Below are 26,431 nucleotides of genomic sequence, written 5' to 3'. Positions count from 1 at the left end.
CCCCCCTGCGCGTCCGTGTCGTGCACGGCCCCACGCGCGCGGTCGCGCCGTGCGGCCCTCGCGCGGTCGTCCCGCGGCTCCCGCGCGTGCGGAGCCCTGCCGTTCCCCGTGCGTGCGTGTCCGCGGACCCCTCCGCGTGCGTCACCCCTTCCGCAGGCGCCACGCGCGGAACGCGGCCGCAGGCGCGCCGCGTCTCACTCGTGCGCGATCGCCTCCAGCACGTTCATCCGCGACGCCCGCAGCGCCGGCAGCAGGGCCGCCGCGATGCCGACCACCGCCGAGCCGATGACGACCGCGACGACGGTGCCCCAGGGGACGGCGAGCGCGGTCATGCCCTGCAACGCCAGCACCTGTTGGACGCACAGGCCCCACACCAGCCCCAGCGCGAGCCCCAGGACCGCGCCGAAGACCGCGATCACCACCGACTCCAGCCGGATCATCCGCCGCAGCTGCCGCCGGGCCAGGCCGATCGCCCGCAGCAGACCGATCTCCCGGGTCCGCTCCACCACCGACAGCGCGAGGGTGTTGACCACACCGAGCACCGCGATGACGATCGCCAGGCCCAGCAGGGCGTAGACGAGGTACAGCAGGACCGCGATCTGGTCGTGCACCAGCTCCTTGTAGTCGGCCTGGTCGCGGACCTGGACCTGGGGATACGGGTCGAGCGCCGTCTCCAGGCGGTCGCGCAGCCCGTCCGCGCCCGTCCCGGCGGCCGCGTTGACGTACAGCGCGGAGTCCTGCCCGCCCGGCACGTACTCCTCGACCGTCGCGATGCCGAGGAACAGCCCGCCCCGCATCCCGAAGCCCTCGCCGCCCTCCATGTCGGTGAGGGCGGTCACCGTCAGTTCGGTGCGCTTCCCACCGGGGAACTCGACCGGGACCGTGCTGCCGACGCGGACGTCGTGCTCCCCGGCGAAGCCGGCGTCCATGGCGAGGGCGCCGTCCGCCAGGGCCGCCGCCGTGTCGCCGCTCGCGTACGTCACGCGCGCGACGTCGTCGACCCCGTCGTCGTACCCCGCGGCGGTGGTCTCGATCCGCTCCCCGTCCGGCAGCCGTACCGCCACCGGCGCGAACCGCTGCCGCACGACGAGGCCCACGCCCTCCGTGTCCCGCACCCGGTCGGTGACCTCCTGGGCGAACGGCATGAAGGTGGCGCTCTGGACCACGAAGTCGGCGCCCAGCGTCTTGTCGATCTGCTCGTCGAAGGAGCGGGACATCGAGGCGCTGGCCACCGACATGCCGCCGACCAGGGCGAGCCCCACCATCAGCGCGGCCGCGGTGGCACCGGTACGGCGGGGATTGCGCAGGGCGTTGCGCTGGCTCATCCGGCCGACCGGGCCGAACAGCGCGGGGAAGGCCGCGCCCAGCACCCGGATCACCGGCCGCACCAGCAGCGGCCCCGCGATGACGGTCGCGATCAGGGTGAGGACCACCCCGAGCCCCAGCAGGGAGGCCGCCGCCGACGTCTCGCCGGAGGTCACGCATCCGATCAGCGCGGCGGCGCCGAGCGCACCCACCACGGAACCCACCACCGCGCGCACGCGCAGCGGCCGGCCGACCCCGGCGACCTCGGCGTCGGCGAGCGCGGCCATCGGCGACACGCCCGCCGCGCGGCGGGCCGGGAGGTACGCGGCCACGAAGGTGACGCCGACACCGACGACGTACGCGGTGACGGGCGTGGCCCACCCGATGACCATCTCCGTGGTCTTCAGGTTCATGCCGAACACGCCCATGAGCCGGATCAGCCCGAAGGCGAGCCCGATGCCGGCCGCCAGCCCCAGCGTCGAGCCGATCAGGCCGAGCAGCACCGCCTCGGTGAGCACCGACCGGCGGACCTGCCGCCGATCGGCGCCGAGCGCCCGCAGCAGGCCGAGTTCACGGGTGCGCTGGGCGATCAGCATGGAGAAGGTGTTGACGATCAGGAAGACGCCGACCAGGACCGCGATCCCGGCGAAGCCGAGCATCACGTACTTGATCACGTCGAGGAACCCGCCGAGCTCGTCGGCGGCCGTCCGGGCCTGCTCGTCGGCGGTCTCGACGTCGTAGGTCCCGGTGCCGAGCTCCGCGGTGACGCGGCGCTTCAGCTCCGCGTCGGTCACTCCCGGCGCCGCGTCGACCGAGACGCTCGTGGCCCGGTCCGCGGAGCCCAGCAGCCGGGCCGCGGCGACCTCGGGATCGAGGAAGACGAGCGCCGCACCGGGGTTCGTGGTGGTGAACGTGGCGACGCCGACGACCTCGACCCGGAACGTGCCGGGCCGGGCGTGCACGGACAGCGTGTCCCCGATCTCCACGCCCCTGGCGTCGGCCGTGTCCGCGTCCAGCACGGCCTCGCCGTCTCCGCGCGGGGTGCGGCCGGAGGTCAGCTCCACGACGCTGCGCTCGCTGACGTACCAGTCCACGGCGATGGTGGGCGCGCCCGTGGTCGGCCCCACCGACTCGTTGTCGCCGTCGACGACCGTGATGTTCTCCACCTCGACGTCCGGGTGGGCCGACTCGACCCCGGCGACGCGGGCCAGCCGCCCGGCGAGCGAGGCCGGCACCGTCTGCACCGCGCCCGTGGGCACCGACGACTCCAGGTCGTCCCGGGGGGAGACGGTCACATCGGCGGAACTGGAGGCGAAGAGCCGGTCGAAGGTGCGCGAGACCGTGTCGGAGAAGATCAGGCTGCCCGCGACGAACGCCACGGACAGGACGACGGCCAGCGCGGACAGCAGCAGCCGTCCCTTGTGCGCGAGAAAGCTCCGCAGCGCCGCCTTCAGCACGGCCTCAGTCCTCGTCCGGGGCCGGACCGTCCGATCGGCGGGCGCCGCCGTCGGCGGGGGCGCGGATCACGTCGAAGCGTTTCATCCGCTCCAGCACCGTCTCCGCCGTGGGCCGCCGCATCTCGTCGACGATCCGGCCGTCCGCCAGGAAGAGCACCAGGTCGGAGTGGGCGGCGGCGCCCGGGTCGTGGGTGACCATCACCACGGTCTGGCCCAGCCGGTCCACTGCCTCCCGCAGGAAGCCGAGCACCTCCAGCCCGGCACGCGAGTCGAGGTTGCCGGTCGGCTCGTCCGCGAAGATCAGCTCGGGCCGGGAGGCCAGCGCCCGTGCGCAGGCGACGCGCTGCTGCTGTCCGCCGGAGAGCTGCGCGGGCCGGTGCCGCAGCCGGTCCCTGAGCCCGAGCGTGTCGATGACCTGGTCCAGCCACTGCCGGTCGGGCTTCTGCCCCGCGATGTCCATCGGCAGGGTGATGTTCTCCAGCGCGTTCAGGGTCGGGAGGAGGTTGAACGACTGGAACATGAACCCGATCCGGTCCCGGCGCAGCCGGGTCAGCTCACGGTCCTTCAGCCCCGTGATCTCGGTGCTCCCGAGCCACACCTGTCCGGCCGAAACGGTGTCGAGTCCCGCCAGGCAGTGCATCAGCGTCGACTTCCCCGAGCCCGACGGCCCCATCACCGCGGTGAACCGTCCGCGCGCGATGTCCACGTCCACCGAGTCCAGGGCGATCACGGCCGTCTCGCCCGAACCGTACGCCTTGGTCAGACCACGGGCGCGGGCCGCGGTCCCGTCGGTCGGCGCGAGGCCGGGGGCGTGCTCCGCAGCGGGTGTGGACAAGGCCGCCTCCTCCGGGTGGACGTCAGGTCCGCTCGTCGCGCCCGAGGGTAGTGTGACCCGACCCACACCCGGTATCCCCCGTGGGTGCAGGTCCCTCTCCGCCTCAGGTCTGGTCCCCGGTGCCGATGTAAGGGGCACACACCTCCCGGGAGGGGGCGGGTGCCTTGCCGGTGCTAGCGCTCCGGCGCTAGCTTCGAGGCATGGCGAAGACCCAGCTGAACGTGCGCGTGGACGAGGGGACCGCCCGAGCCGCGCGGGAACGTGCCCTGGCCCGCGGGATGAGCGTGAACCGCTACATCGAGGAACTGGTCCGGCAGGACACCGGCGAGGCCGGCCGCGCGTTCGTCGAGGCCGCCGCCGACTTCATGAAGCAGTACCAGGCCGTCTTCGCCGAGGAGTTCGACGGGGGCTCCGCCGCCCGGGCGGCGTCGGGGACGCGGGAGGACCGCGAGGGCACGAGCGAAGGTCGCCACTGAGCCGTTGGACGACCTGCGCATCGACCTCGCCTGGCTGCTGATGCTCGCCGAGCGGCACACCCCGGGAGACCCCCAGGTCACCGACTGGGGAGCCCTCGTCGCCGCCGTCGCACGCCACCGGGCCGAGATATTCGACGTCCCCGTCTACGACGGCCCGCACGCCCGCGCCGCCGCCCTCCTCCAGCTGCTGGTCCACGTCCCGGCGCTGGAACGCTCCAACGCCCTGTTCGCCTCCGCCGTCGCGTACGCCTATCTCGTCGCCAGCGGCCTGAAGGTCGTCACCTCGCCGGAGCAGGTCCGTGATCTGGCCCGGCTGGTCAAGGACGGCGAGGCGACCGTCGACGACATCGCGGCCGAGCTGCGCCGCTGGAGCGAGTGATCAGCGCCCGGCGTCCGCCGCGTCGGCCGGCGGACGCCACGCGACGCCGGTGACGCAGTAGGAGCTGGGCAGCCTCGGCCCGCTCTCCGGCATCAGCGTCCGCCGGTAGGGGCCGAGCTCGAACCCCGCCTCCCGCAGCGCGCCGACCGGGTCCCGCGACAGGTGGCAGCCACCGGCCAGCGGCGGCCACACCGTGCGGTCCAGCGCGCGCTGGGTGAAGGTCATGACCCGGCCGCCGCCCCGGCCGTGCTCGAAGAACCGCAGCTCGCCGCCCGGCCGCAGCACCCGCCTGAGCTCCGCGAGCGCCCGCGGCACGTCCCGCACGCTGCACAGCACCAGGGAGACCACCGCCGCGTCGAACGCCTCGCTCTTGACCGGCAGCGCCTCCGCCGCACCCGGCGCCACGTCCACCGGCACCTGGGCGCGCAGGGCGGCCTCGACGGCGAGCTTGCGCAGCGAGCGCTCCGGTTCGATGGCGACGACCTCCGAGACGGTGCCCGGATAGTGCGCGAAGTTCAGGCCGTTGCCCGCGCCCACCTCGATCACCCGCCCGGACAGCCCGCCGAGCAGCCGCCGGCGCACCTCGGCCATTCCCGTCCGGGTCTCGGCGGTGACGCTGATCCGGGCGTAGCAACGGGCGAACAGCGGGTGGTGCACGGGATCCCGCGCCACCCTCGCGGAGCCGGCGGACATGGCGGGTACCTCCCTGCTCGCGGGGATGCCCCCGCCCGGGCCGAGCCGTGAGCGGGGGAGAAGCCGGGGAGCCCGGGGGGACACGAGGCCTCCCCCGGAACGGGCCTCACCGCGATTCTCCCCCGCAGGGGCCGCCCGCATCCCTGCCGGGGCAAGGGCACTTCCGCGTCCCCGCCGCGAGGGCGCTTCCCGCGCACCCCGTCACCGTCAGGGTGCCTCCCGCACCCGGAACGCCTCCGCGTCCCACGTCCCGTCCAGCCGGGGCGCCAGCCAGTGCGGTGCCGACGCCCGGAAGCCGGCCGGGTCCAGGGCCGCCGACCCGGCCGGCACCGCGCCCAGCAGCGGGGCCCCGGTCACGTCCGGCAGGTCCAGCAGGTTGCAGCGCGAGGCCAGATCGGGCCGTGCGGGCCAGCTGCCGATCACGACACCCGCCAGGTCGAGCCCGCGTCCGCGCAGCTCACGGGCCGTCAGCTCGGTGACGTTGAGGGTGCCGAGACCCGCCGACGCCACCACCAGCACCGGGGCCGCCAGCAGCGTCGCCGCGTCCGCCAGCGTCCCGCCGGCCGCGTCGAACCGGACGAGCAGCCCGCCCGCGCCCTCCACCAGCACCAGATCGTGCTCGGTGGCCAGCTTGGCGGCCCGCTCGGCGACGTCGTGCGGGTGCACCGGCGCCCGGCCGGCCCGACGGGCGGCCGTGGCCGGCGCCAGCGGGTCCGGGTAGCGGGCGATCTCGGCCGTCGTCACGGCACCGGCGAGCCGCGCGACCTCCTCGGCGTCCCCGGGCTCCTCCGGGCCCACGCCGGTCTGCGCCGCCTTCAGCACGGCCACCGACCGGCCGGCCGACAGCGCCGTCGCCGCGACGGCGGCGGTCACGACCGTCTTGCCGACCTCCGTGCCCGTCCCCGTGATCACCAGTACCGGCATGTCATCCCTCCTCCGCGGCCGCGCACACCGCCCGCGCGATCAGCGCCACGTCCGCGTCGCCCGTGACGTACGGCGGCATGGCGTAGATCAGATCACGGAACGGCCGCAACCACACACCTTCGCGCACCGCGGCCCGGGTGGCCGCGTCCATGTCCACGGCGTGGTCGAGCTGGACGACACCGATGGCGCCCAGCACCCGCACGTCCCGCACGCCCGGCAGCCGCTCCGCCGGCGCCAGCGCGTGCCGCAGGCCCGCCTCGATGCGTTTGACCTCCGCGAGCCAGTCCTGTCCGAGCAGCAGCTCGAGGGAGGCGCAGGCCACGGCCGCCGCCAGCGGATTGCCCATGAACGTCGGCCCGTGCGCCAGCACCGGCACCTCACCGCGCGAGATGCCTCCCGCCACCCGCGCGGTGCACAGCGTCGCCGCCATCGTCATGTAGCCGCCGGTGAGCGCCTTGCCCACGCACATCACGTCCGGCGTCACCGCGGCGTGCTCCGCCGCGAACAGGGCGCCCGTGCGCCCGAACCCGGTCGCGATCTCGTCGAACACCAGCAGCACGTCGTGCGCGTCGCACGCCTCGCGCAGCACCCGCAGATACGCGGGGGAGTGGAACCGCATCCCGCCCGCGCCCTGCACCACCGGCTCCACGATCACCGCGGCCAGTTCACCGGCGTGCCGCTCGATCAGCTCCCGCAGGTGCTCGGCGTACGACTCCTCGTACGCGGCGGGCGGGGCGTCGGCGAACACCTGACGGGGCAGCACCCCGGTCCACAGTTCGTGCATCCCGCCCTCGGGGTCGCACACCGACATCGGCTGCCACGTGTCACCGTGATAGCCGCCCCGCCAGGTCAGCAGCCGCCGCTTCTCCGGCCGGCCCAGCGAACGCCAGTACTGCAGGCACATCTTGACCGCGACCTCGACCGACACCGACCCGGAGTCGGCGAGGAAGACGTGCTCCAGACCTTCGGGTGACATGTCGACAAGGAGCTTCGCCAGCCGCACGGCGGGCTCGTGCGTGAGCCCGCCGAACATCACGTGGCTCATCCGCGCGAGCTGCTCACGGGCGGCCTCGTTCAGCACCGGGTGGTTGTAGCCGTGGATCGCCGACCACCAGGACGACATCCCGTCGACCAGTTCGCCCGAACCGTCGGCGAGCTTCAGCCGCACCCCGCTCGCCGACTCCACGACGAGCGGTTCCCGGCGGCCCGGCACGGGCCCGTACGGATGCCAGACGTGCCGCCGGTCGAGCTCCAGCAGTTCGGCGACGGAGAGTTCAGGCATTGGGCGCGAGATCCGTTCCGGCGCCCCGGCGGCGGACCGCGACCAGGTCGGGACGCGGCTCGTCGGCCCGGCGCGCGCCCTCCTCGTCCGCGCCCGCGCAGGAGTCCTCGCCCGCCGGTGCCGAACCGCACACCCCGCCGCCCCCGTGCGACCCGCATCCGCCGCCCGCACGGTGCTCCGGCAGGGTCACCTGGTCGGTGCCCTCCACCTCGAACCCGGCGTCGGCGATCATCTCCAGGTCGGCCCTGCCCGCCTGGCCCTCACTGGTGAGGTAGTCGCCGAGGAAGATCGAGTTGGCCAGGTGCAGCGCGAGCGGCTGCATCGTGCGCAGGTGCACCTCACGGCCGCCCGCGATCCGCACCTCGACGTCCGGGCACACGAACCGCACCATCGCCAGGATCCGCAGGCACCGCTGCGGGGTGAGGTGCCACTCCTTGGCGAGCGGGGTGCCCTCGAACGGGATCAGGAAGTTGACCGGCACCGAGTCTGGGTCCAGCTCGCGCAGCGAGAAGACCACGTCGACCAGGTCCTCGTCGCTCTCGCCCATGCCGGCGATCAGTCCGGAGCAGGCGGACAGGCCCGCCGCGTGCGCCTTCTGCACGGTGTCCACGCGGTCGGCGTAGGTGTGCGTGGTGGTGATGTCCCCGTAGGTGGACTCGGAGGTGTTGAGGTTGTGGTTGTAGGCGTCCGCGCCCGCCGCACGCAGCCGTTCCGCCTGACCGTCGGAGAGCAGGCCGAGGCAGGCGCACACCTCGACGCCCTCGTTCTGTTCCTTGATCGCCTTGATGGTGTCGGACACCCGGTCCACGTCACGGTCGGTCGGACCGCGCCCACTGGCCACCAGGCACACCCGCTTGGCGCCGCCCGCGAGTCCGGCGGCGGCGGCCTTCGACGCCTCGTCCGGCTTGAGCCAGGTGTACTTGAGGATGTCGGCCTTGGAGCCGAGCCGCTGGGAACAGTAGGAGCAGTCCTCCGGGCACAGACCGGACTTGAGGTTCACCAGATAGTTGAGTTTCACCCGCCGGCCGAACCAGTGCCGCCGCACCCTCCCGGCCGCGGCCACCACGTCGAGCAGGTCGTCGTCGGACGTCGCGAGGACGGCCAGCGCTTCCCCACGGGTCGGCGTCTCGCGCCGAAGCCCCTTGTCCACCAGCGTGTTCAGCAGGTCCATGAGAGCCGATCCTGTCCTACTCGGCCCGCCCGGGCCAAGGAGAGTTCGTACAACAGAGCCGCTTGGCGGTGTGGGTATTGCCACACAGTGGTCCGTCGGCCGTCCCGCTAGTGTCTGTGCACTGCCTACAAAAGCACCGGAGGACCCATGGCGTTCGGCTGGATCGACGAGCAGGCGGAGCTGCGCCGCCGCGCCGGACTCGTGCGGACGCTGCGTCCCCGCCCCGCCGACTCGCCGCTCCTCGATCTGGCGAGCAACGACTACCTGGGCCTGGCCCGCCATCCCGAGGTCACCGAGGGCGCGGCACGGGCCGCGCGGACATGGGGCGGCGGCGCGACCGGATCGCGGCTCGTCACCGGTACCACCGAGCTGCACGCCGAGCTGGAACGCGAACTCGCCGCCTTCTGCGGCTTCGAGGCGGCCCTGGTCCTCTCCTCCGGCTACGCGGCCAACCTCGCCGCGGTCACCGCGCTGGCCCCGCACGGTTCGCTGATCGTCTCGGACGCGGGCAACCACGCCTCGCTCATCGACGGCTGCCGACTGGCCCGCGGGACGACACAGGTCGCCGCGCACGCCGACCCCGACGCGGTGCGCAAGGCGCTGGGCGCGCACGACGGACCCGCCGTCGCCGTGTCCGACACGGTCTTCTCGGTGGACGGCGACGCCGCCCCGCTCGCCGCGCTGGCCGAGGCGTGCCGGGAGCACGGCGCGGGGCTGGTGCTCGACGACGCCCACGGTCTCGGCGTGCTCGGCGACGGCGGCCGGGGCGCCCCGCACGCGGCGGGGATCGCGGGCGCCGGCGACGTCGTCGTGACGGTCACGCTGTCCAAGTCGCTCGGCAGCCAGGGCGGAGCGGTGCTCGGCCCGGCCCGGGTGATCGAGCACCTGGTCAACGCGGCGCGGACGTTCATCTTCGACACGGGGCTGGCCCCCGCGGCGGTGGGAGCGGCCCTCGCGGCGCTCCGGCTGCTGCGCCGCGAACCCGCCCGCGCGGCACGGGCGGGCGAGGTGGCGCGCGAACTGCACACCCGGCTGACGGCCGCGGGCCTGGAGGCGGTACGTCCGGACGCCGCGGTCGTCTCCGTGCGCGCCCCTTCCCCGGAGCAGGCCGTGCGATGGGCGGCCGACTGCCGGGCGGCCGGCCTGTCCGTGGGCTGTTTCCGTCCTCCTTCCGTGCCCGACGGCATCTCACGGCTCAGACTGACCGCCCGTGCGGACCTGTCCGGGGCGGAGATCGAACGCGCTGTACGGGTGATCGGCGAGACGCGGCCATGAGTCGGCGTGGCACGGCCGTGCGTCGCTCGGTGCCGGGTCGGTCGGACCGACCGGATCAGCGGATCGCGGTCACGAAACTCGCCCAGCTCCCGGGGGAGAAGAGCAGCGCGGGCCCGGTCGGGGTCTTGGAGTCACGCACGGCGAGCAGTCCGGCCAGAGGGCCGGAGGACGGCCGGGCCGTCTCGACGCAGTTGTTCGCGCCCGTGCTGTGGCTGCTGCGCAGCCACAGCACACCGTGCAGGTCGAGGCTGGAGGGAACGGTCCGAGGCGGTGCAGGCATCGTGCCTCCTTACGCGCCGGCGGCTGTACCGGCGATGAAATCCAACGAGTCCTCGGGTGAAAGGGCGTGCATCGAAAGGGCGTCGAAGGCCTCCGAGTAGGCCCGGAGGTCTTCTTTCCGCTCGAGGTAGAGGCTACTCGTCAAGTGGTCGAGAACCACCACGTCCAGATCAGAAGTGCGCAAAAATGAGAAGATGACGAAAGGGCCGGTGACGCCGATGTGTGCCCCCGCGGTGAACGGCAGGACCTGGAGCCGCACTTGGGGCAGCCGGGCCGCCTCGACCAGCCGCTCCAGCTGACGCGCCATCACCCCGGGGCCGCCGACCTCCCGGCGCAGCACCGCCTCGTCCAGGACCGCGTTCAACTCCAGCGGGGGATCCGCCCGCAGCACGTCCTGCCGGGCCAGCCGCACCTCCACCAGGGCGTCCAGCCGCTCCTCGGAAGCGCCCTCCAGCGCGGCCTGGGTCACCGCCCGCGCGTACTCCGGCGTCTGCAGCAGCCCGGGGACCACCGTGGTCTCCAGGGTGCGCATCGCGCTCGCCTGGGACTCCAGGCTGATGAAGTCCCGGTAGGTCGGCGGCAGTACGCCGCGGTAGGCGTGCCACCAGTGGTGCCGGCCGCCGCCGTCGCCGGAGCCCGACAGCACCAGCAGCAGTTCCCGCAGCTGCGGATCGGCCACGCCGTAGGCGTCGAGCAGTAACCGCACGTCGGCCGGTTTCGCCCCGCTCGTGCCGGTCTCGATCCGGCTCACCTTCGACTGGTGCCAGCCCACCAGCCGGGCCGCCTCGCCGCTGGTGAGCCCCGCCGAGGTGCGCAGCGTGCGCAGTTCGGCACCCAGTTTCCGGCGGCGCACCGCGGGACCGTGCTGCATGGACCCTCCTTACTCCTTCCGGGTCGCCCCCATACGGTCTTCCGTCGCAGAGTTCACCGCTTCGGGCGACAGATATATGCATATCTCGGTGGATCGCCGCCTCCTGCCGAGCGGTGATGGCAGTCTGGCGGCGAAGCACCAGTGCGGGACCGTACTCGAACCATCCGCTCCGTGTCGGACTGCGGTCCCGTGGGAAAGGGACGACGTCGCCATGGCAGACCATCTGGAAGCATCCGTCACTCTGCCGAGCGATCCCGCCTCGGTCCCCGCGGCCCGTGCCTACGTGGCGGACATGCTGGCGGAGTGGGGCATGCCGGCGGACACGGAGGTGTCCGACACCGTCCGGCTGATCGTCTCCGAACTCGCCACCAACGCCGTGCAGCACACCTTCGGGCAGTCCCCCACCTTCACGGTGGACATGGTCCTCGACCGTGACGAGCGGTTGCGCGTCGGTGTCACCGACAGCCATCCCCGTCTCCCCAAGCGGCTGCCCGCCGCGGTCCAGCAGGACAACGGCCGCGGACTGGTCATCATCCGCTGGCTGGCCGCGGAGTGCGGCGGGAGGCTCAGGGTCCGCCCCACGCGCGAGGGGGGCAAGACCGTCTCCGTGGAACTGCCGTGGGCCGTCCCGGCCACGGAACCGGCGACGGAACCGGCCACGGCGGCGGGCCGGCGGGAGCCGTAGGGATCGTCACCGGGAGGGAGCGGCCGGCGACACGCCGGTGCGGTCCGGACGGTCCGCGGCCGCTCGGGCGGGACCGTGCGGCCGCGCGGGTGCGCGTTCCGCCCCGGCGGCGTCCGTCCGCGGCTGCGGGCTCGCGCGCCGCACCAGCCGGGGGAGCAGTCCCCACAGGCCGAGGCAGAGGGCGAAGGCGCCCGCACCCGCGGCGATCCCCCCGGTCCGGCCGGTGGTCACGTCCACCACCAGCAGCACCGAACCGCTGAACGTGAACGCCAGCACCACGAGGCCGGTCGTGGCCAGCCGCGACGAGACCTGCACGATGCGCGGCTTGGCGCCCTGCTGGAACAACGAACGGTGCAGCGCGGCGGGCGCGGTGAACAGCGCGGCGGCGAGCACCGCCAGCAGCAGGGTGACGACGTAGGTGACGCGCTGCACCGTGTCGAGCGAGCCGAAGCGCGAGGTGAACGCGAGCGACAGCAGGAAGGCGAAGAGGATCTGCACCCCCGTCTGGGTGACCCGCAGTTCCTGGAGCAGCTCGACGAAGTTGCGGTCGGCGCGTTGCAGCGGGGTCTCGTTGCGTGCGGTGCAGGGACGGTGTTCGGCCATGCGGTGACGGGTGACCCGCTGCGGCCGTGGCATGCCCGGCGGGGCGGCGGCGCGGCGGGGCGCCGCCGCCCCCGCGGCTCACTTGACCCGGCCGTACCAGACGCTGCGGGTCCAGATCTTCTGCAGGCGCACCACGTCCCCGGTCTTCGGGGCGTGCCAGATCTTGCCGCTGCCCGCGTAGATGCCGACGTGGTAGACGTAGCCGCCCGAGTGGAAGAACACCAGGTCACCCGCCTTGCGGTTCGAGGCGGAGACGTGGCGCGTCTTGTTGTACTGCTGGGCGGCGGTGCGCGGCAGTTTCTTGCCCGCCTTCTTGAACGAGTACAGGGTGAGTCCGGAGCAGTCGAACCTGTGCGGTCCGGTGGCGCCCCACTTGTACGGCGATCCCTTCTTCGAAGCGGCGATCTGCAGAGCCTTGGTGGCCGCACTCGCGGCCGCCGCCTCCGAGGCGGCACCCGGAACCACGATCGAGCCGCCCACGGCGGCCAGGGTGAGAGCCGAGGCCGTGCCGGCCCGGGCCATGAGAGACGGGACACGATTGAGCGCAGTCATGCGCAACCCTTCGTCAGCCGCCTGTGAAGGATGACCTGTCGGATTCGGGCTGGCGAAGTGGCCCGGCCGCACACGTGCGGCTTCACCCCAAGGGCTGCTCGGAACCGAGGTCCCGGCGGCCCGTCGTGCTTGGGTCCTCCACTCCTGCCGATCCACTCCTGTCGACCGGTCATCCGGGCGGCGGCAGGACTCGGCGTCCGCCCGGATCGCCCCGCCGCGGTGGCGGGGGCTTGTCGTCAGTCAGGGATCTTGACTCATGGGCGGCCCGAAATCCCAACGGAACCGGGGGTTTGTGTTGTTACTCACCACTCACCCGTTCGGGTGGACACTTTCCTGTTCGAGCCGTTGTCAAGACCGCCGAAGGGCCCCGGACCAGCGCTGGAATGTCCCATTCCGCCCTTCGGGTGGGTGCGTTGCGCAACTCCGACGGCCCGAAAACAGCAGGTTCATCTACACCGGATGGGGGTACGCCGTTTGGTCCGTTTCGGCCCCCGCCCGGACGCACCGCCGACGGGGGCGGTGCGTCCGGGCGGGCGGTCAACTGCCCCGGGCCGGCGGCAGCGTGAGCCGGGCCGTGCGCCGTTCGCCGTCCAGCACCCGCAGCGCCCGGACCAGCGTCGCGGAGTGCAGCTCGGTCTCGCCGCGCCGGTGCATCACGGTCAGCGCGTCGCGCAGCTCGGCGGCCTTGCCGACCAGCGCCTGCGCGGCGCGCAGTCCGCGGTAGGTGTCGCCGTCCGAGGCGGGGTTGATGCGGCCGAGCAGGTCGACGACCTCGAGGTAACGGTCGATCAACTCGGCCTCCGCGCGGGTCAGCGCGGGCAGCGGAGGAAGTTCCGGTGGCAGCATCGGCGGTTCACCTCACGCCGACGGCGGGGTGGGCGCCCCTGCGGTCGGGCACGATCCGGTCCGCCAGGCCGCGCTCCACCGCCGCCCGCGCGTCGAGGACCGTGTCCCGCTCGATGTCCGACCGGACCTGCTCCGCGGTGCGACCCGTGTGCCGGACGAGCATCTCCTCCGTCCGCGACCGGATCCGGCTCAACTCCTCGGCCCGGACCACCAGGTCGCTCGCCCGGCCCTCCACCGGCTCGGTCAGGGCCGGCTGACGGAGCACCAGACGGGCGCCGGGCAGCACGGACCGCTTGCCCGGGGTGCCGGCGGCGAGCAGCAGCACGGCGGTCCCCTCGGCCCGGCCGAGGCAGATCGTCTCCACGTCGCAGGTGACGTGGCGCAGCGTGTCGTAGATCGCCGACATGGCATGGAACGAACCGCCGGGGGAGTTGACGTAGAGCGAGATGTCCCGGTCCGGGGCCTGGTGCTCCAGGTACAGGAACCGGGCCGTCACGTCGTTCGCGGAGGTCTCGTCGATCGGAGTCCCGAGGAGGACGATCCGCTCCTGGAGCAGCTTCGCGCACGGATCCATCGCCCGGTGCCCGGACGCCGTGCGTTCGGTGAACCCGGGCGGGACGCGGTGGGCGGACGGTCGGGTCATGGGAGCCCCTCCTGTCTGTGGTCTCTGTAAAAAATGTACAGGACGTACATGACGTTATGATGGGTGCATGGCCTACGAGATTCCGGTGACGCAAGCCAGGGCTGAGCTCGCCGACCTGATCAACCGGGTGGTGTACGGCGGTGAGCGCGTCGTCGTGACCCGGCACGGAAAACCCCTCGTCGCCCTCGTGTCCGCCGATGACCTGCGACGGCTCGAAGAGCCGCGGGAACCCCAGGAGCCCGCGGAGGAGCAGGTGATCAGCACGGTCGCCGGCGTCCGCGAGGCGACGTCCGCTCCCCGCGGACGGCAGCGGTTCGGCATCGCCGCGGAGCACCGGGGGACGACCGCCTCGTAAGCCTCCGGAGACGACGGGACCGGGCACCCCGCTATAGCGGGGTGCCCGGTCCCGTCGTCTCCGTGTGCCCGGTTGCCCGGTGCCGGCGTGCGGCCGGTCAGCCGACGGCGACCGGACTTTGCCCGGGTGCGGGCTCCGCGGTCCTCGTCCGCCGCTTCAGCGCACCCGCGAGCAGTACGGCGCCCAGACCCAGCGCCGCCCACCAGGCCAGCGTCAGTGCGGGGCCGGTGCCGGCCGCGCCGTCGAAGAAGGACACCGAGCGCAGCAGCGACACACCCGCCCCCGGCGGCAGCCACTGGCCGATCGCCCCGGTCGGCTCCGGCAGCATCTCCGGTGCGGAGGACGCCCCCGAGAAGGGGTTGCCGAGCAGCATGATCAGGAGGGTGCCGAGCCCGAGGCCGGCCCGCCCGGCCAGCGCCGCCAGCCCCGCGACCGCCGCGCCCATGGCCAGCGCGGCCAGTCCGAAGGTCCCGGCCACGGCCCACCAGTTCCCCGGGACGGCCTCCAGCCAGCTCTGCGCCAGTGCCGCGGCCACCCCACCGGCCAGGGCGGCCGACACCACCAGCGCGGCCACCGCGCGCACGCCGCGCAGCCCCAGCAGGGTCACCGCGGCGCCGGTCCCGATCCCGGCCAGGGCGAGCGGCAGCACGCTCGCGTTCACGGCCGCGCCGCGCGGATCACCGGCGGCCGCGGGCACCACGTCCACGGTCGTGGCCCGGGCGCCCGGGGCGGACGCCGGGTCCGCCACCGCCTGCCGCAGCATCTGGGCCACGAGCGGGCTCGCGGCGGAGGCGGTGAGCAGCTTCGGGCCCTGCTCGGTGACGACGACCGCGCCGTACACCTCGCGGTCCTCGACGGCCTCCCGGGCGGCGGGCTCGTCGGCGTAGCGATGGAGGGCGAAGGCGCCCTCCCGGTCCTGCAGCCGCTGCTCCAGCGGTGCGGTCGCGGCGGCGGGACCGGCCACGCCGAGCGGCAGGTCACGGGGCGCCGTACGCGCCGCGGGCCAGGCGAAGGCCCAGAGCGCCAGCGCCACCAGGACGGGGGCGAGCACGATCACGGCCGCGACGCGCCGGTGCGGCGGCACGGACGGGACCGGGTGGTGCGCGGGGACGGGCGACGAGAGGGACATGGGGACTCCTCGGAGTGCTTCCCGGAGGCCGAGCGCTTCGGCGGCGGGCACCTGGGTGCCTCGGCGACCACTCAAAAAGAAGGATCGTTCGTTTTGCTTCGTCACCACCGTCCCGCTCCCGCCGTTCCTTGTCAAGAAGGAATGTTCGTTCTAGGTTGGCCGCATGGCCCGCGTAACCCAGGAACACCTCGACGCCCGCCGCCGCCAGATCCTCGACGGTGCCGCGTCCTGTTTCGCCCGCAACGGCTTCCACGCCACCTCGATGCAGGACGTGCTCAAGGAGGTGGACCTCTCCGCGGGTGCCGTCTACCGGTACTTCAGCGGCAAGGAGGAGCTGATCGCCGCGGTCGTGACCGAGGTGCTCGACACGGTGCGCGGCATTCTCGAGCGGGCCGCCCGGGAGAGCCCGCCGCCCACCCCCGACGTGCTCATCCCACGAGCCCTGGCCCGGTTGAGGGAGCAGCGGCCGGCCGCCCTGGACGACGGCACGTGGATGTTCCCGCGGCTGATGATCCAGGTGTGGACGGAGACCACGCGCAGCCCCGAGCTGGCGGCCGTGCTGGGCGAGGGGTACCGGAAGGTCCGCACGGCCTGGGGGGAGGTCGTCGAGAGCTACCGGGACGCCGGCCTGTTGCCCGCGGACACCGACGCCGACGCCATGGCGCGGACGATGATCGCGCTCGTGCAGGGCTACGCGGCCCAGATGGCCCTCTTCGGCGGGATCTCCGAGCAGACGCTGGGCGACGGTCTGCGGGCACTGATGTCGGTGGGCCGGACCGCGCGGGGCGCCTGACCTCGCTCCGGCCGCCCCTCGAGCGTGCGCTCAGGGGATCAGTTCAGCGGCAGCCGCGGGAACCGGCGCTTCTCCTCCGCCCTGCGGGCGGCCTCCTCCGCCTTGGCGACGGCCGCGTACCGGTCGACGTACTCCTGCTCGGACAGGGAGAGGATGGCGTACATGATCTCGTCGGTGACGGCGCGCAGGACCGCCTTCTCGTTCTCCATGCCGGCGTAGCGCGAGAAGTCCAGCGGCTCGCCGAAGCGGATCACCACGGGGTGGACGCGGGGGACGACCTTGCCGGGCGGCTGCGCCTCGAAGGTGCCGATCATCGCGCAGGGGATCACCGGGACGCCCGCCTTGAGGGCCATCACCGCGACACCGACCTTGCCCTTGTAGAGGCGGCCGTCGTGCGACCGCGTGCCCTCCGGGTAGATGCCGAGCAGTTCCCCCTTGCCCAGCACTCCGAGGCCCTCCCGGATGGCGGCCTGGCCGGCCTCCTTGCCGGAGCGGTCGACCGGGATCTGTCCCGCGCTGCGGAAGAAGAACGCCGTCAGCCGGCCCCTGAGGCCGGGGCCGGTGAAGTACTCGGCCTTCGCGAGGAAGGTGATGCGCCGCTTGAGCACCGCGGGCATCAGGAAGTGGTCCGAGAACGACAGGTGGTTGCCCGCCACGATGGCGGCGCCGGACGACGGCACGTGCTCCAGGCCCTCGATCCGGGGCCGGAAGACCAGTCTCAGCAGCGGGCCCAGCAGCACGTACTTCAGCAGGTAGTAGAACAAGGGCGCGCTCCTCGACTCTGACGGACGGGCGGGGCCGGAGCGCTCCAGCAGGTCATCCGGCACGTCGTGGGGGTGCCAGTCTAGGTCCGGGCCGGGCGGCCCGGCACCACGTTCGACGGGACCGGAGCGCACCGTCGCGCCGGACGGCCGGATCCCGTCGGCGGACCCGCCGGCCGCGGCCGGGTAGGCTCCGGTGCATGAGGATCTCCGTCTCCTCCGACATGGACGAACCCGTGGCGCGCGCCCTTCTGGCCGAGCTGCGCGAGCGCGGTCACGAGGTGCGCGCGCACGGCGCCCTGAGTCCCGGGGACGACCCGCAGTGGGCGGTCTGCTCCGAGGCGGCGGCCCGCGAGGTCGCCGACGGGACCGCGGACCAGGCGGTGGTGTGCTGCTGGACCGGCACCGGCGCGTCGATCGCCGCCAACAAGGTGCCCGGCGTCCGGGCCGCCCTGTGCACGGACGCCTACACGGCGGACGGCGCGCGCCGCTGGAACGACGCCAACGTGCTGGCGCTCAGCCTGCGGCTGACGTCGGAGCCGCTGCTGAGGGAGATCCTCGACGCCTGGTTCGCCGGTGCGCCCAGCGAGGACCCGGAGGACCGGCGGAACGTGGACCGGACGGGACGGCTCGACCGGGAGCGCACCGGCCTCTGACCCGCAGCCGCGCTCACAGCCGCACGACGACCAGCGCCGTGTCGTCGGTGGCGCCGCCGGGCGGCAGCAGCTCCAGCAGCACGGTGTCCGCGAGCGTCTCGGGGTCCTGTGTCCGGTGGCGGCGCAGGGCCTCGGCGAGACGGAGCAGTCCCGTGTCGATGTCCTCCCGGCGCCGCTCGATCAGACCGTCGGTGTACAGCACGAGCGTCGCCCCGGGCGCGAACGAGGTCGTCGCCTCGGGCCTCGGCGTCGGATCGGGCCGGGCGTCCAGCGGCGGGTCGGTGGCCCGGTCGAGGAACTCCACGCGTCCGTCGTGGTGGAGGAGGACGGGAGGGGGATGACCGGCGCTGCTGTAGGTGATGGTGTGCCGGTCGAAGTCGATGAAGGTCGTCACCGCGGTCGCGGACTCGGCGCCGTCCACCACGTGGGCGTAGCGGCCCACCACGTTCAGCGCCTGGGCGGGCCCGTCCGCCACCCGGGAGGCGGCGCTCAGCGCGCTGCGCAGCTGGCCCATGACGCCGGCCGCCTCCAGACCGTGCCCGACCACGTCGCCCACGGACACGCCGATGCGGTGTCCGCCCACCAGGTCGACCAGGTCGTACCAGTCCCCGCAGACGTTGAGCGCCCCCACCGCGGGCCGGTACCGCACGGCGGCCCGGTGGTGGCCGACCTGCCGGCGGGCGGGCAGCATCGCCTCCTGCAGCGCCAGGGCCACCTCCCGCTCCCGCGCGTGCGCCTGGCGCAGCCGGTTGTTGAGCTCCTGGAGCTCACGGGCGCGCGAGTACAGCTCGGCCTCCAGCACCCGGCCCTGGCCGTCGCCCGCGCGGCCACGGGCCCGGATCAGCTCGGTGACCTCCTCCACCCGGTGCACGATCAGTTCGGCCTTCCCGGCGGGACCGAGCACCGGCGTGTTCACCGGGCTCCAGAACCGTTCCTCCCACTCCCCGGGCCGCTCGGGGTCCTCGACGGCGTAGCGCTGGAGGGCCATGGTGTCGCGCTCGCCGGTGGCGAGGACCCTGAGCAGCGAGGCCTGGAGGTTGCGCGCGCCCGTGGCGTTCGGATCGTTCGGGTTGTCCGGGAAGACGTCGAACAGGTATCGGCCCACCAGTTCCTCGCGCGAGCGCCCGGTCCCGCGGATGTACGCCTCGTTGACGTCCGCGAACACCAGTTCGGGAGTCAGCAGCGCCACCATGCCGGGCAGGGCCTGGTAGACCGCCGCGTAATCGATCGACGCCTCCGCCATGGCCACCGCCTCACCGCCGCAACCGCGCTGGTTTTCCACCATACGGGCGTACGGAGCGGTTGTTTCGCCCCCGTCGCGGGAACGGGCGGTCCCGGAGCGTCACCCGGGCGAGGGGCTCAGCGACTGCTCGGCCCAGATGATCTTCCCCTCGGCGACGAAACGGGTTCCCCACCGCTGGGCGAGCTGGGAGACCAGCAGCAGTCCGCGTCCGCCCTCGTCCGTCGCGCGGGGATGCCGCACCCGGGGCGTCGTCGTTCCGCCGTCGAACACCTCGCACACCAGCGAGCGCTCGTGGATCAGCCGGAGCCGGACCGGGCCGACGGCGTGCCGGATGGCGTTGGTGACGAGTTCGCTGACGACCAGCTCGGTGGTGAAGGCCAGCTCGTCCAGCCCCCACCGGGACAGCTGCCGGGTGGCGGACCTGCGGGCCTCGGCCACGACGGCCGGGTCCGCCGGCAGGGCCCAGACCGCGACCCGGCCGGGGGCGAGGCGTCGGGTACGGGCCATCAGCAGGGCCACGTCGTCGTACGGACGGGTCGGAACCAGCGCGTCCACCACGGCCCGGCAGCTCAGCTCCAGCGAGGGCGCGGCGCTCTCCAGCGCCTGCCGCAGCCGGCCCCGGTCGGTGTCGACGGCTCCGGCCCCCTCGGGGGGCAGCAGGAGGCCGTCGGTGTGCAGGGCCAGCGTGCTGCCCTCGGCCAGGAGCAGCTCCACCGACTCGAACGGCGGGCCGCCCACGCCGAGCGCCGGACCCAGCGGAAGCTCCACGAAGCTGACCGTGCCGTCGGGCGCCACCACGGCGGGCGAGGGGTGGCCGGCGGCGGACATCGTGCACCGGCCGTCCACCGGGTCGTAGATCACGTACAGGCAGCCGGACCCCACGGCCTGGACCCGGGAGCCCCCGTCCTCCGGTTCGTCGTCCCCGTCCTGTGCCGGGCAGCCGGACACCAGGTCGTCGAGGTGGGCGAGCACCTCCTCGGGGGGCAGGTCGAGCGCGGCCAGGGTCCGCACCGCGGTCCGCAGCCGGCCCATGGCCGCCGCGGCGGCGATGCCGTGCCCGGGCACCTCGCCGACGACGAGGGCGACGCGGGCGCCGGACAGCCGGATGAGGTCGTACCAGTCGCCGCCCAGACCGGTCAGCTCGTCGGCCGGGCGGTAGCACGCGGACACCTCGACGGCCTCCTGCTCGGGCAGCCTGCGGGGGAGCAGACTGCGCTGCAGGACGAGCGCGGCGTCCCGCTCGCGGGTGTAGCGCCGGGCGTTGTCCACGCAGACGGCGGCGCGGGAGACGAGGTCCTCGGCCAGGCTCAGGTCGTCCTCGTCGAAGGGGTTCTCGCGGCGGCGCCGGAAGAACGTGGTGACGCCCAGGGTGACGCCCCGGGCACGGATCGGCACGACCATCACGCTCTGCAGGTTCAGTTCCAGGAAAGTGGACTCGTGGTCGCCCGGCGCCCCCACGGTCCACTCCGTGGCGAGCGGATCGAGCTGCTCCTGGCGCCAGGACCGGCCCGTGGCCAGACAGCGGACCGGCGGTGAACCGGCCAGGTAGGCCACCACCTCGCCGGTCTCCACGACCGTCCGCGGCAGATCCTCGTACAGCGACCGGTGGCCCGCGCGGCGCAGCGGCACCCGGTCGGTCTCCGCGAGCGGTCCGGGCGGCAGCTCGGCGCCCCGCAGCACCGTCTCCAGCAGGTCGACGGTGACGAACTCCGCGAGCTCCGGCACGGCGATGTCGGCCAGCTCCCGCGCGGTGCTCATGATGTCCAGGGTGCGGCCGATGTACTCACCGGCCCGGTCGAGCAGGGCGAGGCGCTGCCGGGCGCGGTACCACTCGGTGACGTCCACGACGGTGTAGTACACGCCCATCGGGCGGCCCTGCTCGTCGTCGAGCCGGGTGAACGTCAGCATGTGCGCGGTGTCGCGCAGCGGTGCCGAGCGGACGCGGCCGACGTGCTCGTAGCCGACGACGCGTTCGCCGGTCTCCAGCACGTGCCGCATCCGCGCCTCGACGGCCTCGGCGTCCATGCCCGGCTGGACGTCCGCGAACCGCAGCCCCAGGCGCCGCTCGGCCGGACCGCCGCCGAACTGCTCCAACGCGGTGTTGGACCACACGAAGCGCAGATCCGTGTCCACGATCGCGATGCCGATCGACGCCCCGGCGACCATCTGCTCCAGCACCGTGCGGCTCATGTCCCAGCCGGGGGAGCCGGCCAGCTCCGACAGCAGCACCAGCAGCGGTGAGCGACCCCGCGGCTCCACGGTCGGGGTGATCCGGACCATGACCGCGACCGGCCGCCCGTCCCGGTGCAGGGCCGTCATCAGCCCCGCCCAGCCACCGTCCGTCCGGCACCGCTCGACCAGGTCCGGCACCCGCTCGGCGTCCTGAGGGGTCAGCAGCTCGGCGAGCTTCCTGCCCACCGCCTCGGACGCGGAGTGCCCCAGCAGCCGCTCGGCCTGACCGGTCCAGCCCGACACCACACCTCGCGGATCGAGCAACAGGGGAGCGGCGTCGGCCACGTCGAACCCCTGCCGGGCAACGTCCTGCTCCTTGTGTCCGCCCACGGCCGACCTCTCTGTCGCTGAGAGTGGTCTACCACCTCTTGTCTCAATCTTCACCCTTGACCGGAAAGGGGGCTCCCCGGGTGGGGGCCTCCCGGGCGGCGGGGCGAGCGGCCCGGGACGCGGCACGCCGGGGCCGCGTCCACGAACGGCGCGACCCCGTGGCCTGCGGACGCTCCCGTACGGCAGATCGCGCCGTGATCCCCACCGACACGCGGACGGCGCCCGCCGCCGCCCGCTCGGCCGGGTACCGGGCCGGACGCCGCGCGGCGGGCCGACCGGCGACGGACGGCGTCCCGCCGGTCCGGCAGCCGTGCCGCCGGTCCGCCACCGGCACGGTGCGTCCCCGTGCCGGTGCGTCGGACGGGCCGGGGCCGCCTCTGCCGGGAGCCGCGTCGCGACGGCGTCCCGCCGGACCCCGGCGAATGACGCCGGGCCTTCCCGGGCGGAGCCGGGCTCGGGCGGTGTCCCGCATCCCGGTGACCCCCGTCGGGCCGGTGGATCCCCCTGCCGCGGGGCCGGCCCGGCCCCGCGGGGCGCGGCGGTTCCGGGACGCGGTGGCCGCCGGGTCGCCCGATCCTGGCGGCTGCCCGGGTCCCGGTGACGACCGCCGAGCCGGGACGGGCCCGCGCGGTGCGGCGCCGGCCGGTTCGGCGGGCGCGGCGGGCCCGCGGACCGCCGCGCCCGCGTACCACCGGCTCAGTCCCGTCGGCCCAGGACCTTCTCCACGGTCCTCAGGGCTCCCCGGAGCTCGTCCGCCGTGATCGTCAGCGGCGGGGCCAGGCGGATGGTGGAGCCGTGGGTGTCCTTGACGAGGAGGCCCTCGCGCATGAGGCGTTCGCTCACCTCGCGGCCCGTGCCGAGGGCCGGGTCGACGTCGACGCCCGCCCACAGGCCGCGCGAGCGGAAGCCGACGACGCCCCTGCCGACCAGTGCCGCCAGGCCCTCGCGCAGCACCACCCCCAGCTCCGCCGCCCGGCGCTGGAACTCCCCCGTCTCCAGCAGCTCCACCACGGCCGTGCCGACCGCCGCGGCCAGCGGATTGCCGCCGAAGGTGGACCCGTGCTCCCCGGGGTGGAGCACCCGGAGCACCTCGCGCCGGGCGACCACCGCCGACACCGGGACGATGCCGCCGCCCAGCGCCTTGCCGAGCAGGACCACGTCCGGGACGACCGACTCGTGCTCCACGGCGAGCGTGCGGCCCGTGCGGCCCAGCCCCGACTGGATCTCGTCCGCGACGAACAGGCACCCCTTGCGGCGCGTCAGCTCCCGCACCCCGGCGAGGTAGCCGTCGTCCGGGACGACGACGCCCGCCTCGCCCTGGATCGGCTCGATCAGCACCGCCGCCGTCGTCTCGTCGACCGCCGCCTCCAGCGCCTCGAGGTCGTTGTAGGGAACGACCCGGAAGCCCGGGGTGAAGGGGCCGAACCCGGCGCGCGCCACCTCGTCCGTCGAGAAGCCCACGATCGTCGTCGTACGGCCGTGGAAGTTGTCCGCCGCCACCACGATCGTCGCCCGGTCGGCCGGGACGCCCTTCACGTCGTAGGCCCACTTGCGGGCCACCTTGATGCCGCTCTCCACCGCCTCCGCGCCGGTGTTCATGGGCAGCACCATGTCGAGGCCGGTCAGCGCGGCCAGCCGCTCGGCGAACTCGGCGAGCCGGTCGTTGTGGAACGCGCGCGAGGTCAGCGTGAGCCGGTCCAGCTGGCGGTGCGCCGCCTCGATCAGCGCGGGATGGCGGTGGCCGAAGTTGAGCGCCGAGTAGCCGGCCAGCATGTCGAGGTAGCGCCGGCCCTCCACGTCCTCCACCCACGCGCCCTCCGCGCGGGCGACGACCACGGGCAGCGGGTGGTAGTTGTGCGCGAGGACCGGTTCCTCCGCGTCGATCAGCTCGGCGGACGAACGCGCGGGTACGACAGAGGTCATGAGCGGATCTCCTGAGTGCAGCACTTGATGCCGCCGCCCGCCTTGTGGAACTCGGACAGGTCGACGGGGACGGGGACGTAGCCGCGGTCGGCGAGCTGAGCGGCGAGGGCCGTGGCCCCCGGCGAGATGAACACGTGGCGCCCGTCGGAGACGGAGTTCAGCCCGAACGCCATCGCGTCCTCGCGGGTCGCGAGCACCGCGTCCGGGTACAGCCGGGCGAGCACCTCGCGGCTCCCCGGCGAGAACGCCTCCGGGTAGTACGCGACGTTCTCCTCGTCCAGCACGAACAGCGCCGTGTCCAGGTGGTAGAAGTACGGGTCCACGAGCGTCAGGCCGATCACCGGCACCCCGAAGAACTCCTGCACCTCGCGGTGCGCCTCACGGGTGGTGCGGAACCCGGTCCCGGCGAGGATCCAGCGCCCGGCGGGCACCAGGTCGCCCTCGCCCTCGCAGACCGACTCGGGGTGGTGGACCTCGTACCCCTCGGCCTTGAACCAGGCCTCGTACGGCACGGACTCCGGGCGTCGCTCGGGCGCCAGGAACAGGGAGCCGAAGACCCGGCCCTCGACGACGACCGCCGCGTTCGCGGCGAACACCATGTCGGGCAGTGAGGGCTCCGGCTTCACGGTCTCCACGGTATGGCCGTGGTCGCGGTAGGCGTCGACCAGCGTCCGCCACTGCCGCTGGGCGAGGGGGACGTCGACGGGTCGGTCGGGGTGCATCCAGGGGTTGATCGCGTACCGCACGGCGAAGTGTCTGGGTTCGCAGACGAGGTAGCGCCGCCGGCGCGCCACACGGGATCCGGGCACAGAGGGGTTCCTCCGCTTCCACACGGTGTCGACAGGGGGTGCCTCCACGGTAGGAACCGAGCAGGACGGCCGACAAGGAACGAGAGCTGCGTGTCCACGCAGGAACACTGCGCGTATCCGCTGCTCAACGCACGTCTGCTGCGTCCTCCGGAGCGGGCTGGCTGACCCCCGCCTCAGGGCTGTCCGGAAGCAGGTGGGACAGCACCATCACGCTGATCGTCTTGCGGATGAACGGCTCCTGGCGGATCCGCTCCAGCACCTCCTCGAAGTGCTCCACGTCCCGCGCCCGCACGTGCAGCAGCGCGTCCGCGCCACCGGTCACCGTCATCGCCGCGGCGATCTCCGGGTGGTTGCGCACCACCTCCGCCAGCCGCCGGGGCGGCGCCGCGCCCTCGCAGTACACCTCGACGTACGCCTCGGTGCGCCAGCCCAGCGCCGACGGACGCACCGTCGCCGTGAACCCGGTGATCACGCCGGTCTCGCGCAGCCGGTCCACCCGGCGCTTGACCGCCGTCGACGACAGCCCGATGGCCGCACCGATCTCGGCGAAGGACGTCCTGGCGTTCGCCATCAGCGCGGTGACGATCTTCCGGTCGAGCTCGTCGAACGGCGCGGGCCTGCTGCTCATGCGGGCACTGTATCCAGCGGCGGCGCGGCGGCGGTGCGGTGGCGGCCTGCCCGCTGTCCGGCGACTGCGGGCAGGCCACCGCAACCGGCGGCGACGGCCGTGCCGGCACGTGTCCAGACGTGGAAATGCCCCCTACACTCCAGCCTCATGCTGCGTGCCCTTGCCGTCGACGACGAACGTCCCTCACTGGAGGAACTGCTCTACCTGCTCAACGCGGACCCCCGCATCGGCAGCGCCGAGGGCGCCGGCGACGCGACCGAGGCGCTGCGCCGCATCAACCGGGCCCTGGAGTCGGGCCCCGACGGTCCCGAGTCCATCGACGTCGTCTTCCTCGACATCCAGATGCCCGGCCTCGACGGACTCGACCTCGCCCGGCTGCTCACCGGGTTCGCCCGGCCGCCGCTCGTCGTGTTCGTCACCGCCCACGAGGACTTCGCCGTCCAGGCCTTCGACCTCAAGGCCGTCGACTACGTGCTCAAACCGGTCCGCAGGGAACGGCTGGCCGAGGCGGTCCGCCGCGCCGCCGAACTGCGCGGCGCCGGGCGCGGCACCACCCCGCGCATCCCCGTGCACGAACCCGATCCCGACCACATACCCGTGGAACTCGGCGGCGTGACCCGCTTCGTCGCGGTCGACGACATCACCCACGTCGAGGCCCAGGGCGACTACGCCCGCCTGCACACCGACAAGGGCAGCCACCTCGTCCGCATCCCGCTGTCCACCCTGGAGGAGCGCTGGCGCTCCCGCGGCTTCGTCCGCATCCACCGCCGCCACCTGGTCGCCCTGCGCCACATCGGCGAGCTGAGGCTCGACGCGGGCACCGTGAGCGTGCTGGTCGGCGCCGAGGAACTCCAGGTCAGCCGGCGGCACGCCCGTGAACTGCGGGACCTGCTGATGCGCCGGACCACGAGCTAGGGGGAGGACGCGTGCCCCAGGACCCGACCGAACGCCGCGTGGTCGTCACCGGCCCGCCCCGCCGCACCCGGCGCGCCTTCGGCTACTACCGCCCGCGCACCGAGATCGACGAGCAGACCACCCTCGGCCACACCTACGTCCGCTCCCTGATGCGCATCCAGTTGCGGGCCGGCCTCACCGTGTTCGCCGTGCTCGCCCTGCTCATCGGCCCGCTCCCGCTGGTCTTCGCCGTCGCCCCGGACGCCCGCCGCCTGGAGTGGGCGGTCCTCGGCTTCGGGCTGTACCCCCCGCTGGTGCTGCTCGCCCGCTGGTACGTGCGCCGCGCCGAACGCAACGAACGAGACTTCGTGCGGCTCGTCGAGGACCGCTGAGACGACGGGA

28 protein-coding genes and 1 riboswitch are annotated in these 26,431 nt (G+C 73.7%); of the genes, 9 read left to right on the top strand and 19 right to left on the bottom strand.

The genetic code is table 11. From position 1 onward, the window contains the following. Positions 1–194 precede the first annotated feature (194 nt). Together FHS37_RS19615 and FHS37_RS19610 are read right to left on the bottom strand one after the other, a co-directional pair. Entirely contained in the window at positions 195–2,762 is a 2,568-nt protein-coding gene (locus FHS37_RS19615) for an ABC transporter permease (RefSeq protein WP_184822987.1), read from the bottom strand. Between the two features lie 4 nt (positions 2,763–2,766). Then, entirely contained in the window at positions 2,767–3,597 is an 831-nt protein-coding gene (locus FHS37_RS19610; protein WP_184822984.1) for an ABC transporter ATP-binding protein, read from the bottom strand. Between the two features lie 200 nt (positions 3,598–3,797). On the opposite strand from FHS37_RS19610, the gene FHS37_RS19605 reads away from it, so the two are divergent. Together FHS37_RS19605 and FHS37_RS19600 are read left to right on the top strand one after the other, a co-directional pair. After that, positions 3,798–4,073 (top strand): toxin-antitoxin system HicB family antitoxin, encoded by a 276-nt coding sequence (locus FHS37_RS19605; protein WP_184822982.1) that lies wholly within the window; start codon positions 3,798–3,800, stop codon positions 4,071–4,073. A 4-nt stretch (positions 4,074–4,077) separates the two neighbouring features. Continuing rightward, entirely contained in the window at positions 4,078–4,452 is a 375-nt protein-coding gene (locus tag FHS37_RS19600; protein WP_184822980.1) for a fic family toxin-antitoxin system, toxin component, read from the top strand. On the opposite strand, the gene FHS37_RS19595 is transcribed toward FHS37_RS19600, so the two are convergent. From FHS37_RS19595 to bioB, 4 genes are all read right to left on the bottom strand, one after another. After that, on the bottom strand, positions 4,453–5,145 hold the full coding sequence (locus FHS37_RS19595) for a class I SAM-dependent methyltransferase (RefSeq protein ID WP_184822978.1): 693 nt from the start codon (positions 5,143–5,145) through the stop codon (positions 4,453–4,455). A gap of 207 nt (positions 5,146–5,352) precedes the next feature. Continuing rightward, positions 5,353–6,069: a dethiobiotin synthase gene (bioD, locus tag FHS37_RS19590; protein ID WP_184822976.1), complete on the bottom strand. Its 717-nt coding sequence runs from the start codon at positions 6,067–6,069 to the stop codon at positions 5,353–5,355. 1 nt (position 6,070) lies between these two features. Beyond that, a complete protein-coding gene (locus FHS37_RS19585) occupies positions 6,071–7,351 on the bottom strand; it encodes an adenosylmethionine--8-amino-7-oxononanoate transaminase (protein ID WP_184822974.1) in 1,281 nt (426 codons plus the stop codon). Further along, on the bottom strand, positions 7,344–8,522 hold the full coding sequence (gene bioB / locus FHS37_RS19580; RefSeq protein WP_184822972.1) for a biotin synthase BioB: 1,179 nt from the start codon (positions 8,520–8,522) through the stop codon (positions 7,344–7,346). The genes FHS37_RS19585 and bioB overlap by 8 nt, the downstream gene beginning before the upstream one ends. 147 nt (positions 8,523–8,669) lie before the next feature. On the opposite strand from bioB, the gene FHS37_RS19575 reads away from it, so the two are divergent. Then, positions 8,670–9,797 carry an 8-amino-7-oxononanoate synthase gene (locus tag FHS37_RS19575; protein ID WP_184822970.1) on the top strand — a complete coding sequence of 376 codons (1,128 nt, stop codon included), beginning with the start codon at positions 8,670–8,672 and terminating at the stop codon, positions 9,795–9,797. A gap of 55 nt (positions 9,798–9,852) precedes the next feature. Here FHS37_RS19575 and FHS37_RS19570 read toward each other — a convergent pair whose 3' ends face one another. Both FHS37_RS19570 and FHS37_RS19565 read right to left on the bottom strand, forming a co-directional pair. After that, positions 9,853–10,077: a DUF397 domain-containing protein gene (locus FHS37_RS19570; protein ID WP_184822968.1), complete on the bottom strand. Its 225-nt coding sequence runs from the start codon at positions 10,075–10,077 to the stop codon at positions 9,853–9,855. Positions 10,078–10,086: 9 nt separating this feature from the next. Further along, positions 10,087–10,947, bottom strand: a complete 861-nt coding sequence (locus FHS37_RS19565; protein WP_184822966.1) for a helix-turn-helix domain-containing protein — start codon at positions 10,945–10,947, stop codon at positions 10,087–10,089. Positions 10,948–11,158: 211 nt separating this feature from the next. On the opposite strand from FHS37_RS19565, the gene FHS37_RS19560 reads away from it, so the two are divergent. Continuing rightward, a complete protein-coding gene (locus FHS37_RS19560) occupies positions 11,159–11,632 on the top strand; it encodes an ATP-binding protein (RefSeq protein ID WP_184822963.1) in 474 nt (157 codons plus the stop codon). Between the two features lie 6 nt (positions 11,633–11,638). Here the strand turns inward: FHS37_RS19560 and FHS37_RS19555 are convergent, their stop codons facing one another. The 4 genes from FHS37_RS19555 to FHS37_RS19540 form a co-directional block, all read right to left on the bottom strand. Further along, a complete protein-coding gene (locus tag FHS37_RS19555) occupies positions 11,639–12,235 on the bottom strand; it encodes a DUF6328 family protein (RefSeq protein WP_229889739.1) in 597 nt (198 codons plus the stop codon). Positions 12,236–12,313: 78 nt separating this feature from the next. Further along, complete coding sequence (locus FHS37_RS19550) at positions 12,314–12,787, bottom strand: C40 family peptidase (protein WP_184822961.1); 474 nt, start codon at positions 12,785–12,787, stop codon at positions 12,314–12,316. A gap of 3 nt (positions 12,788–12,790) precedes the next feature. Then, positions 12,791–12,961: riboswitch (cyclic di-AMP (ydaO/yuaA leader) on the bottom strand. A gap of 363 nt (positions 12,962–13,324) precedes the next feature. After that, positions 13,325–13,633: a hypothetical protein gene (locus FHS37_RS19545; protein ID WP_184822959.1), complete on the bottom strand. Its 309-nt coding sequence runs from the start codon at positions 13,631–13,633 to the stop codon at positions 13,325–13,327. Between the two features lie 7 nt (positions 13,634–13,640). Continuing rightward, on the bottom strand, positions 13,641–14,276 hold the full coding sequence (locus FHS37_RS19540; RefSeq protein ID WP_184822956.1) for an ATP-dependent Clp protease proteolytic subunit: 636 nt from the start codon (positions 14,274–14,276) through the stop codon (positions 13,641–13,643). 67 nt (positions 14,277–14,343) lie between these two features. On the opposite strand from FHS37_RS19540, the gene FHS37_RS19535 reads away from it, so the two are divergent. Beyond that, positions 14,344–14,631, top strand: coding sequence for a type II toxin-antitoxin system Phd/YefM family antitoxin (locus FHS37_RS19535; protein ID WP_184822954.1), 288 nt, complete (start codon positions 14,344–14,346; stop codon positions 14,629–14,631). Between the two features lie 97 nt (positions 14,632–14,728). Here FHS37_RS19535 and FHS37_RS19530 read toward each other — a convergent pair whose 3' ends face one another. Further along, a complete protein-coding gene (locus FHS37_RS19530; protein WP_221499961.1) occupies positions 14,729–15,760 on the bottom strand; it encodes an ABC transporter permease in 1,032 nt (343 codons plus the stop codon). Positions 15,761–15,923: 163 nt separating this feature from the next. Here FHS37_RS19530 and FHS37_RS19525 point away from each other — a divergent pair, with 163 nt between their 5' ends. Then, complete coding sequence (locus tag FHS37_RS19525) at positions 15,924–16,553, top strand: TetR/AcrR family transcriptional regulator (protein ID WP_184822952.1); 630 nt, start codon at positions 15,924–15,926, stop codon at positions 16,551–16,553. A 38-nt stretch (positions 16,554–16,591) separates the two neighbouring features. Here the strand turns inward: FHS37_RS19525 and FHS37_RS19520 are convergent, their stop codons facing one another. Further along, entirely contained in the window at positions 16,592–17,317 is a 726-nt protein-coding gene (locus tag FHS37_RS19520) for a lysophospholipid acyltransferase family protein (RefSeq protein ID WP_184822950.1), read from the bottom strand. Positions 17,318–17,514: 197 nt separating this feature from the next. Here FHS37_RS19520 and FHS37_RS19515 point away from each other — a divergent pair, with 197 nt between their 5' ends. Further along, positions 17,515–17,970, top strand: a complete 456-nt coding sequence (locus FHS37_RS19515; RefSeq protein WP_184822948.1) for an RpiB/LacA/LacB family sugar-phosphate isomerase — start codon at positions 17,515–17,517, stop codon at positions 17,968–17,970. Between the two features lie 13 nt (positions 17,971–17,983). Here FHS37_RS19515 and FHS37_RS19510 read toward each other — a convergent pair whose 3' ends face one another. From FHS37_RS19510 to FHS37_RS19490, 5 genes are all read right to left on the bottom strand, one after another. Beyond that, a complete protein-coding gene (locus FHS37_RS19510; RefSeq protein WP_184823255.1) occupies positions 17,984–19,213 on the bottom strand; it encodes a PP2C family protein-serine/threonine phosphatase in 1,230 nt (409 codons plus the stop codon). A 99-nt stretch (positions 19,214–19,312) separates the two neighbouring features. Beyond that, on the bottom strand, positions 19,313–21,775 hold the full coding sequence (locus FHS37_RS19505; RefSeq protein WP_184822946.1) for a SpoIIE family protein phosphatase: 2,463 nt from the start codon (positions 21,773–21,775) through the stop codon (positions 19,313–19,315). A 696-nt stretch (positions 21,776–22,471) separates the two neighbouring features. Beyond that, positions 22,472–23,698 carry an ornithine--oxo-acid transaminase gene (rocD, locus tag FHS37_RS19500; protein ID WP_184822944.1) on the bottom strand — a complete coding sequence of 409 codons (1,227 nt, stop codon included), beginning with the start codon at positions 23,696–23,698 and terminating at the stop codon, positions 22,472–22,474. Continuing rightward, entirely contained in the window at positions 23,695–24,507 is an 813-nt protein-coding gene (gene ddaH / locus FHS37_RS19495) for a dimethylargininase (protein WP_184822942.1), read from the bottom strand. The genes rocD and ddaH overlap by 4 nt, the downstream gene beginning before the upstream one ends. A gap of 124 nt (positions 24,508–24,631) precedes the next feature. Further along, a complete protein-coding gene (locus FHS37_RS19490; RefSeq protein WP_184822940.1) occupies positions 24,632–25,135 on the bottom strand; it encodes an Lrp/AsnC family transcriptional regulator in 504 nt (167 codons plus the stop codon). A gap of 147 nt (positions 25,136–25,282) precedes the next feature. On the opposite strand from FHS37_RS19490, the gene FHS37_RS19485 reads away from it, so the two are divergent. Both FHS37_RS19485 and FHS37_RS19480 read left to right on the top strand, forming a co-directional pair. After that, on the top strand, positions 25,283–26,050 hold the full coding sequence (locus FHS37_RS19485) for a LytR/AlgR family response regulator transcription factor (RefSeq protein ID WP_184822938.1): 768 nt from the start codon (positions 25,283–25,285) through the stop codon (positions 26,048–26,050). Positions 26,051–26,061: 11 nt separating this feature from the next. Then, entirely contained in the window at positions 26,062–26,421 is a 360-nt protein-coding gene (locus FHS37_RS19480; protein ID WP_184822936.1) for a hypothetical protein, read from the top strand. Positions 26,422–26,431: the final 10 nt, after the last annotated feature.

The organism is Streptomyces griseomycini, assembly GCF_014203535.1.
In the GTDB taxonomy this organism is placed as follows: Bacteria; Actinomycetota; Actinomycetes; order Streptomycetales; family Streptomycetaceae; genus Streptomyces; species Streptomyces griseomycini.
The sequence above is the reverse complement of the archived record's forward strand: the minus strand, read 5'-3'. Positions and strand labels throughout refer to the sequence as shown.